Source organism: Kitasatospora sp. NPDC058406 (genome assembly GCF_042722765.1).
GTDB lineage: Bacteria > Actinomycetota > Actinomycetes > Streptomycetales > Streptomycetaceae > Kitasatospora.
The window spans coordinates 1-7448 of the sequence record NZ_JBHXKE010000342.1 but is presented as its reverse complement, the minus strand read 5'-3'; the positions used below and the strand labels follow the sequence as shown (position 1 = coordinate 7448).

Annotated in this window: 8 protein-coding genes; 4 read left to right on the top strand and 4 right to left on the bottom strand. The window is 71.4% G+C overall.

Annotated features, from left to right (window positions below; all coding sequences use genetic code 11):
- Window positions 1–162 precede the first annotated feature (162 nt).
- From ACFWOG_RS37850 to rfbB, 4 genes are all read right to left on the bottom strand, one after another.
- Window positions 163–939 (bottom strand): glycosyltransferase family 2 protein, encoded by a 777-nt coding sequence (locus ACFWOG_RS37850; RefSeq protein WP_329885386.1) that lies wholly within the window; start codon window positions 937–939, stop codon window positions 163–165.
- The gene (locus tag ACFWOG_RS37845; protein ID WP_329885387.1) at window positions 936–1337 is read right to left on the bottom strand and encodes a DUF2304 domain-containing protein; all 402 of its coding nucleotides are present in this window, start codon (window positions 1335–1337) and stop codon (window positions 936–938) included. Before ACFWOG_RS37845 ends, ACFWOG_RS37850 begins: the two co-directional genes overlap by 4 nt.
- A 109-nt stretch (window positions 1338–1446) precedes the next feature.
- Window positions 1447–2763 carry a hypothetical protein gene (locus tag ACFWOG_RS37840; RefSeq protein ID WP_329885388.1) on the bottom strand — a complete coding sequence of 439 codons (1317 nt, stop codon included), beginning with the start codon at window positions 2761–2763 and terminating at the stop codon, window positions 1447–1449.
- Window positions 2760–3734: a dTDP-glucose 4,6-dehydratase gene (gene rfbB / locus ACFWOG_RS37835; protein WP_329950389.1), complete on the bottom strand. Its 975-nt coding sequence runs from the start codon at window positions 3732–3734 to the stop codon at window positions 2760–2762. The genes ACFWOG_RS37840 and rfbB overlap by 4 nt, the downstream gene beginning before the upstream one ends.
- Before the next feature lie 81 nt (window positions 3735–3815).
- On the opposite strand from rfbB, the gene rfbA reads away from it, so the two are divergent.
- The 4 genes from rfbA (at window position 3816) to ACFWOG_RS37815 (ending at window position 7368) form a co-directional block, all read left to right on the top strand.
- Window positions 3816–4691 carry a glucose-1-phosphate thymidylyltransferase RfbA gene (rfbA, locus tag ACFWOG_RS37830; RefSeq protein WP_329885390.1) on the top strand — a complete coding sequence of 292 codons (876 nt, stop codon included), beginning with the start codon at window positions 3816–3818 and terminating at the stop codon, window positions 4689–4691.
- The gene (gene rfbC, locus ACFWOG_RS37825) at window positions 4688–5287 is read left to right on the top strand and encodes a dTDP-4-dehydrorhamnose 3,5-epimerase (protein WP_329950388.1); all 600 of its coding nucleotides are present in this window, start codon (window positions 4688–4690) and stop codon (window positions 5285–5287) included. The genes rfbA and rfbC overlap by 4 nt, the downstream gene beginning before the upstream one ends.
- Window positions 5288–5475: 188 nt before the next feature.
- Window positions 5476–6378, top strand: coding sequence for a glycosyltransferase (locus ACFWOG_RS37820; protein WP_329885392.1), 903 nt, complete (start codon window positions 5476–5478; stop codon window positions 6376–6378).
- A gap of 36 nt (window positions 6379–6414) precedes the next feature.
- Window positions 6415–7368, top strand: a complete 954-nt coding sequence (locus ACFWOG_RS37815) for an NAD(P)-dependent oxidoreductase (protein ID WP_329885393.1) — start codon at window positions 6415–6417, stop codon at window positions 7366–7368.
- Window positions 7369–7448 lie beyond the last annotated feature (80 nt).

Below are 7448 nucleotides of genomic sequence, written 5' to 3'. Positions count from 1 at the left end.
ACGCACCCGCGTACCGGGCCCGAGGCGTTCCGGCGCGCGGAGCTCGCGGAGCCGGCCGCACCGGCAGGACGGCCCACCGGGCCCGGGAACGAGTCCGGCCCCGCCGCGTGGTGCGGCGGGGCCGGAACCCGGTCACTGTCCTCGTGCCGGTGCTTCCAGGCCCTAGGCCCGGCCGACGAGCTCGGGGCGACGGGCGGCCTGGCGGCTCGCGGGCTGGATCGCCTTCAGGTGCGCGGGCATCCGGCGGATCATCGCGAGCAGCAGCACCAGACCGGCGCGGGACAGGTAGATCATGGCCTTGACCGGCGAGGCGCTGGGCGTACCGGTGGTGCGCTCGCGCATGGCGACCGGCACCTGGCGCACGACGAAGCCGCAGCGGGCCGCGCCGACCATGCTCTCGATGGTGTCACCCAGGTACTCGACCGGGTACCACTGCGCGAAGAACTCGATGAGCGGCTTGTTGCACGCCTTGAAGCCCGACGTGGTGTCGGTCAGGCGGGTGCGGGTGATGCGCGAGAGCACCACCGACAGCAGCTTCATCGCCCACTTGCGCGGGCCGCGCACCTTGTAGCTGCCCTCGCCGTCGAAGCGGGCGCCGATGACGAGGTCCGCCTCGTCCAGCTTGGCCAGCAGGGCGGGGACGTAGGCGGGGTCGTGCTGACCGTCGGCGTCGCACTGGATCGCGACGTCGTAGTCGTGCAGGTGGGCGTAGCGGTAACCGAACCGCATCGCGCCGCCGACCCCGAGGTTGTAGGGCAGCTGCGCCACGCGGGAGCCGGACGCCGCGGCGACGGCGGCGGTGTTGTCCACCGAGCCGTCGTCCACGACGAGGGTGTCCACGCCGGGGAGCTTCTGCTGGATCTCGCGGAGGATCTTGGGCAGGCCCTCCGACTCGTTCCAGGCGGGAAGGATGATCAGTACCCGCTTGCCGTCGATCATGCCCTCACCTCGGGGTTGGTCGAGCCGCTCGCCTGCTGGTTCGCACCGGCGATCGGGAAGCCGTGGTGCTCGGCCAGGTGGGCGCGCATCATCGCCACGTCCTCGGCCAGGGTGCGGGTCTCCGCCTCCAGCCGAGAGGCCTCCCAGCTGAGGTGCAGCGACACCAGCAGGACCAGGACGAAGCCGGCGAACAGCACGAGGCTCACGCCGGACGCGATACCGAGCCGGCGCGCGGTTGAGTCCAGGATCGTGGGGAAGAACCCGAGCGGCGCCACGATGACGCCGATCGCGAGCCAGATAGCCGCGTACTTCTCCCGCAGCTGCTGGCGACGCAGCAGCTCCAGGATGTAGACGACCACCAGCACGCCGGTGATCGAAGTGATGACGGTGAGTTGCACGACTGGTTGCGCCTTTCAGCGGCAGTGGCGTGGCCAAGGAAAAGACATATTAAAGGCATGGCGTGAACGAATGGCCGCCGCCGGGGGTGCTGGGCGGGGCCGAGGGGTGTCACACCTCTGACGACTGGCGTGCTGCCGGGGTCGCCCGCTCCCGCGCCGAGGGAACGACCGGAGCGGACAGGGAACGGGCCAGCGCCCATAGCATGGCAGCCGCACTCACCGCCGCACCAGCCAGGTACCCGAGTTCGACCCGGGTCGCGATCTCGCCCGGCGACAGGGTCACCGCGACCAGGACGGCGGTACCCGCCAGCCAGGCCAGCAGCTGCCGCTGGTGGCGGCCGAGCGAGAGCAGCGCCTGACCGAACACGGTCGCCAGCATGTAGCAGAGGGTGCCGAGCACGAGCCAGAGGAAGTCGGTCGACCCCAGCACGTCCTGCGCCTTGAACAGCACCTGGATGGCCCACGGCCCGAGGACGACCGTCGGCAGACCGGCCGCCGTGCACATCAGCACGACGATGCCGCCGGTCCGCAGCAGCACCTTCCGGAACTCCGCCTGGTTGCCCGCGGCGGCAGCGCCGGACAGCGAGGAGACCAGCGAGGCCTGGATCGCGGCGTAGGCGAACAGCGGGACGCGGGCCAGCACCACGGCGTTGGCGAGCGCGGCGATCAGCGCCTTCGAGGAGGGCGAGAGCGAACCCACGCTCACCACCGCGGCGTTGACCATCAGCTGGGCGAGCAGGGTGGACCCGGTCAGCAGGCCCAGACCGGTGGTCACGTCGCGCCAGGCCGGGGCCGGGCCGCCGCGCCGGTCGGCGAACACCTTGCGCATCCCGATCACCGAGGCGGCCAGCGGCGAGATCACCAGGATCAGCGCGAACGCCAGCGGCGAGTGGGTGCCGAACAGCGGGATCAGCGCGGCCAGCCCGATCCGCAGCCCGCCGTCGACCGCGAGCTGGGCGCCGTACGCGCCGAAGTGGCCGAGCCCGGCCAGCGCCCCGCGGGCGACCGAGCTGACGGCGAGGCCGACCAGGGCGCCGCCGAGGCCGGCGACCAGCCAGAGGTCACCGGAGAAGAAGCGGTCGGCGATCGGCCGGGCCGCGGCGGCGACCACCAGCAGCACGACGGCCAGCACCACGACGGTGGCCAGCAGGACGCGCCGGATCGCCGGACCCGGCCCGCGACCGGCCACGTCGCGGGCCGCGACCAGGCGGTTGAGCTCCAACTCGACCGGGGAGAAGAGTCCGTACCCGACGGACATGACCACGGTCCAGAGCATGTTGACGCCCGCGACCTGGGTGGTGTCCAAGCTGTGCCCGGCAAGCGCCAGGAAGATGTACGACGAGACACCGAGCACGACGGTGCCGCCGAGAACGAGCCGCACGCCCGGGGGCAGCGCCCCCAGCAGCTTGGCCACCGGGTTCGTCATCGCAGGGAGGCCTTGGCCTTCAGCGGCTCCCACCAGGCGCGGTTCTCGCGGTACCAGGTGATGGTGGCGGCCAGGCCGTCCTCGAAACGGACCTGCGGGGTGTAGCCGAGCTCCTCGCTGATCTTGGTGATGTCCAGCGAGTAGCGCAGGTCGTGGCCCTTGCGGTCGGCGACCGGCTCGACCATGGACCAGTCGGCGCCGGCGGCCTGGAGCAGCAGCTCGGTGAGCTCCTTGTTGGTGATCTCGGTGCCGCCGCCGATGTTGTAGACCTCGCCGGACCGGCCCTTGCGCATGGCCAGCTCGATGCCGCGGCAGTGGTCGGAGACGTGCAGCCAGTCACGGATGTTGCCGCCCGTGCCGTACAGCGGCACCTTCCTGCCGTCCAGCAGGTTGGTGGTGAACAGCGGGATGACCTTCTCCGGGAACTGGTAGTGCCCGTAGTTGTTGGAGCAGCGGGTGACCACCACGTCCATGCCGTGCGTGCGGTGGTAGGCGAGCGCCAGCAGGTCGGAGCCGGCCTTGGAGGCCGAGTACGGGGAGTTGGGCGCGAGCGGCCACTCCTCGGTCCACGAGCCCTCGGAGATCGAGCCGTAGACCTCGTCGGTGGAGACGTGGACGAAGCGGCCGACACCGTGCTTCTTGGCCGAGTCCAGCAGCACCTGGGTGCCCAGGACGTTGGTGACCACGAACGGGCCCGCGCCCTCGATGGACCGGTCCACGTGGGACTCGGCGGCGAAGTGCACGACCACGTCGTGGCCGGGCATGACCTGGTCGACGGCGTCCGCGTCGCAGATGTCGCCACGCACGAAGGTGTAACCGCTGTGACCGGCGACGGACGCCAGGTTGGCCTCGACGCCCGAGTAGGTGAGCTTGTCGAAGACGGTGATCTGATCCGTTGCGTCGGCGCTCAGCAGCTGCCTGACGAACTCTGAACCGATGAAGCCGGCGCCGCCGGTAACGAGGATGCGCATAGTGCGGGCAGTCTACCGGTGCACCCCGGGGCCATCGCCCCGGGTCAGCAGCAGGCTCCGAACCTCACATAAGCTGCGCGCATGCGTGGAATTCTCTTGGCGGGCGGTACCGGGTCACGTCTGTGGCCGCTGACCCGAGCAGTCTCGAAGCAGCTCCTCCCCGTCTTCGACAAGCCGATGATCTACTACCCGCTGTCGACCCTGGTCATGGCCGGTATCAGCGAGATCCTGATCATTACCACCCCGCAGGACCAGGAGCAGTTCCAGCGCCTGCTCGGCGACGGCTCCCAGTTCGGCCTCAAGCTCGAGTACGCCGTCCAGGAGAAGCCCGAGGGCATCGCCCAGGCCTTCGTGCTCGGCGCCGACTTCATCGGCGACGAGCCCGTCGCGCTGATCCTCGGCGACAACATCTTCCACGGCAGCGGCCTCGGCACCCGGCTCGCGGAGCGCACCTCGCCGCACGGCGGCATGGTCTTCGCCTACCCGGTCGCCGACCCGACCGCGTACGGCGTGGTCGAGTTCGACGACAACGGCCAGGTCATCTCCATCGAGGAGAAGCCCACCCAGCCGAAGTCGCGCTACGCGGTGCCCGGTCTCTACTTCTACGACAACCGCGTGGTCAAGATCGCGTCGGGCCTCAGCCCGAGCGCGCGCGGCGAGCTGGAGATCACCGCCGTCAACGAGGAGTACCTCAAGACCGGCGAGCTGCACGTCACCATCCTCGACCGCGGCACCGCCTGGCTCGACACCGGCACGTTCGTCTCGATGGTCCAGGCCTCCGAGTTCGTGCGGGTCATCGAGGAGCGCCAGGGCTTCAAGATCGGCTGCATCGAGGAGGCCGCCTGGCGGGCCGGCCTGATCGACGACGCGCAGCTGCGCGAACTCGCCGAGCCGCTGTGCAAGAGCGGCTACGGCGACTACCTGATCGCCCTGCTCGACGAGGAGAACGCCCGGTGAAGTTCCGCGAGCTCTCCCTCCCCGGCGCCTTCGAGGTCACCCCGCAGCAGCACGGCGACCCGCGCGGCCTGTTCATGGAGTGGTACCGCTTCGACCGGCTGGAGGAGGTCGTCGGCCACCCGCTGAACCTCGCCCAGGGCAACCTGTCGGTGTCCGCCAAGGACGTCGTCCGCGGCATCCACTTCGCCGACGTCCCGCCCGGCCAGGCCAAGTACGTCAGCTGCGTCCGCGGCGCCGTCCTCGACGTGGTCGTGGACCTGCGGGTCGGCTCCCCCGCCTTCGGCCGCTGGGAGTTCGTCCGCCTGGACGACGTCGAGCGCAAGTCGGTCTACATCCCCGAGGGATTCGGCCACGGCTTCTGCGCGCTGACCGACGACGCCACGCTGTCGTACGTCTGCTCCGAGACCTACAACCCGACCGGCGAGCACGCGGTGCACCCGCTCGACCCGGACCTCGGCATCGAGTGGCCCACCGACGCCCCGCAGCTGTCCGCCCGTGACGACGCCGCCCCGTCGCTGGCCGACGCGATCGCCGGCGGCCTGCTGCCGGACTACGAGAAGTGCCTCGCCTTCACCGAGGGCCTGCGCACCCGCTGAGACCGTCCGATGCCCGGGTCCACCGCTCTGCGGCGGGCCCGGGCATCGTCGTCCGCGGGGCCGCGGCCCGGCCCGCAGCCCGGCGCTCGGCCCGGCGGAGGGGCGCGGACGGGCTCAGTATGATGGGCCAGCCACAGGGTCCCTGCCCTGTTCCGGCCCCGACTCCGACCAGCGGATGTGCCTCCACCATGACCACTCTGGAAATCCTGCTTCCGTACTACGGCGACGTCGCGCTGATGCAGGCAGCGGTGCGCAGTGTGCTGGCCCAGACCGACCCGGACTGGCGGCTGACCGTCGTCGACGACGGTCGGGAGCCCGGCGTGCCGGAGTGGTTCGCCGAGCTCGACGACCCGCGGGTCCGGTACTTCCGCAACGAGAAGAACCTCGGCGTCACCGGCAACTACCGCAAGTGCCTGGGCATGGCCGAGCACGAGTACATGATGTTCATGGGCACGGACGACATCATGCTCCCCAACTACGTCGCCACCATCCGCTCGATCCTGGCCCAGTACCCCGGCGTCGCGATGATCCAGCCGGGCGTCCAGGTCATCGACGGCGACGGCAAGCCCAGCAGCTCGCTCGCCGACGAGGCCAAGCGCCGGATCTACGCGCCCAAGCAGCAGGGCCGCACCCTGCGGGGCGGCGAGGACCTGGCGGTCAGCCTGCTCAAGGGCAACTGGCTCTACTTCCCGTCGATCTGCTGGCGCACGGACGCCGTGCGGACCATGGGTTTCCGCGACAACCTGGAGATCATCCAGGACCTCGCGCTCGTCATCGACCTGCTCCAGGCCGGCGAGCAGATGGTCGTCGACGACGTCCGGGCCTTCCAGTACCGCCGGCACGCGGTCAGCATCTCCTCCTCGTCGGCCTTCAGCGGCACCCGCTTCACCGAGGCCCGCCGGTACTTCCTCGACGCCGCCGACCGCCTCGACGCACACGGCTGGCCGCGGGCCGCCAAGGCGTCCCGGATGCACCTGTCGGCCCGGATCCACGCCCTCACCCTGGTCCCTGGCGCGATGCGCGCCGGCCAGTGGGACGGGGCGAAGGCCCTGCTGCGCAACGCCACCAGCACGGCCGCCCGCCCCCGCTGACCCCCGCTCACCACCGTCCCCTGGGAGATCTCCGCAATGACCGCACCGCACACGACCCCCTCCCGGGTGGCCGTCCTCGGCGGCACCGGCTTCATCGGCCGGGTGCTCGGCGCCCGCCTGCTGGAGCAGGGCGTCGAGGTCGTCAGCCTGGCCCGCAAGGCGCCGGCGGTGCCGGCCCCCGGCCGGTTCGTCGCCTTCGACATCTCCTCCGACGCCGCCGCCGACCTCACCGCGCTGCTCGACCGTGAGCGGATCGACACGGTCGTCAACGCGGCCGGCGGCATGTGGGGCCTGAACGACGAGCAGATGTACCAGGCCAACGTGGTCCTGGTGGACCGGCTGATCGAGGCGGTCTCCGCGATGGCCTCCCCCGCCCGCCTGGTCCACCTCGGCACCGTGCACGAGTACGGCATGGCGCCGGTCGGCACCGGCCAGCGCGAGAGCGACCCCGCCGCCCCGGTGATGGAGTACGGCAAGCTCAAGCTCGCCGCCACCGAGGCCCTGGTCCGGGCCGTCGAGGCCGGCCGGCTGGACGCGGTCTCGCTGCGGCTCGGCAACGTCGTCGGCGCCGGCCAGCCCGGCCACAGCCTGCTCGGCGTGATGGCCGCCAAGCTGGACGCCGCCCGGCTGGCCGGCGAGACCGCGCAGCTCTCCCTCCAGCCGCTCACCGCCCAGCGCGACTTCGTCGACCTCACCGACACCCTCGACGCCGTCCTGATCGCCGCCCGCGCCGACGTCCTCCCGCCGGTGGTCAACGTCGGCACCGGCACCGCCTCCTCCGCCCGGCTGCTCGTCGAGCTGCTGATCGAGGAGAGCGGGGTGCCCACCGAGATCACCGAGGTCCCGGCGCCGGACGGCACCGGCCCGGAGACCGAGTGGCAGCAGCTCGATGTCACCGTCGCCCGCGAGCAGCTCGGGTGGGAGCCCCGGCGCACGCTGCGCGAGGCCGTCCGGGACCTCTGGCAGGCCCAGGTCGCCTCCTCGGCCTGACCCCCGCGGCAAGCAGCACGGCAGTACGGCGGTACGAGACTCAGCGGGCCACCGGCCCCGACGGGCGCGGTGCCCGGACC